General features: G+C 62.8%; 3 pseudogenes. All 3 read right to left on the minus strand.

What is annotated here, in order from left to right:
- Nucleotides 1-498: pseudogene (locus NA619_RS24950) on the minus strand (LTA synthase family protein); the annotation flags it as partial.
- 150 nt (nucleotides 499-648) lie between these two features.
- Nucleotides 649-1,083: pseudogene (gene istB, locus NA619_RS24955) on the minus strand (IS21-like element ISPst3 family helper ATPase IstB); the annotation flags it as partial.
- A pseudogene (locus NA619_RS24960) lies at nucleotides 1,082-1,285 on the minus strand (integrase); the annotation flags it as partial. The pseudogenes istB and NA619_RS24960, both read right to left, overlap by 2 nt.
- Between the last annotated feature and the right edge of the window lie 72 nt (nucleotides 1,286-1,357).

The following is a 1,357-nucleotide window of genomic DNA, read 5'->3' on the forward strand; positions in this document are numbered from 1 at the left end:
GGCGGTCAGCAGCAGCTCGCGGGCGATCGCCTGCGCATCCGCAACCGGCAGTGTCGCCTTCCAGCTGTTGTCGCGATGGCTCGAGAAGCGGTTGCGCGCCGCATCGTAGAGCGACAGCGTGGCGTTCTGCCCGAGGTGGTTGGCGAAGGTCGAGGCGGTGGTGAAGGCATCGCCCCAGCGCAGCGGCGGGCCCTGACGCAGCGTGCCGCGCGCGGCCACCACGCTGACCACCAGCAACACGCCGAACACCGCGAACCGCGCCGGCCAGCTCGCGCCGCGGCGGGCCGGCGCGCTCGCCAGGCTCACCGGAGCGGCGCGGGTGCGGCGCTCCAGCCAGCCGAACAGCGCGAACAGCGCGGCGCTCGCCGCGAGCCAGGCGGCCAGCAGCCGCAGCACCGGGAAGCCGTGCCAGAGCATGCTCAGCACCGTCGCCGGGTCTTCCTGCAGGTACTGGTGTTGGCGCTGATGGAAAATTGACCCACCCTGCCGATTGAAATTTGACCCAGGGCGGATTGCTGATTTTGTTACCAGCAACTGTGGATAAGTCTACCAGCGCAGCTGCTGTTGCCCCCACTCCTTCGCTAGCCCAGTTCAGTTGTTTAAGACCTGCCACACGCAGCCATGTAGCAGGCCGTCGTCGCCATGAAATCAGAACGGCTCATCGTCCTCCGGTTCTTGGCCGCCCTTACGCTTTCGCTCCCGTGATTTGATCTTGGCCTGGGCCGCCAAGCTACTGTGTTGCAGGCGATAGGACTCGTTACCGGTTTCGACGATGTGGCAGTGGTGGGTCAGCCGATCCAGCAGGGCGGTGGTCATCTTGGCGTCGCCGAACACGCTCGACCATTCGGCGAAGCTCAGGTTGGTGGTGATCACCACGCTGGTGTGTTCGTACAGCTTGGACAGCAGGTGAAACAGCAACGCACCGCCAGCCTGGCTGAACGGCAGATAACCCAGTTCGTCGAGGATGACCAGATCCATGCGCAGCAGTGCCTGGGCGATCCGCCCGGCTTTGCCGTCGTGTTTTTCGCGCTCCAGCAGATTGACCAGATCGACCGTGGAGTAGAAGCGCACGCGCTTACTGAGCAACGTCGCACACACGGAGTTTGGTTAAGTCGCAGGCTCGAAGCTTGCTGTCGATGGCCAGATCGAAGAGAGCCAGATCCCGGGATCTTTCTGCAATTTGAAGCCTTACTCGGATGGCCCAGATATCTCTCAGTCGGAGTGGGGTTTTCTGCCCGACCAACTTACCTTTGTTCCAGGGCTGACGGCTACAGGTAGCAATGATGTTTCATGGCAAGTCCTCCACATGTGGGAGGGCAAGCATGGCTAGCCAGAGCAGTGGTCGCTAACCGGCCAA

It is taken from the genome of Stutzerimonas stutzeri, assembly GCF_024448895.1.
In the GTDB taxonomy this organism is placed as follows: domain Bacteria; phylum Pseudomonadota; class Gammaproteobacteria; order Pseudomonadales; family Pseudomonadaceae; genus Stutzerimonas; species Stutzerimonas stutzeri_Q.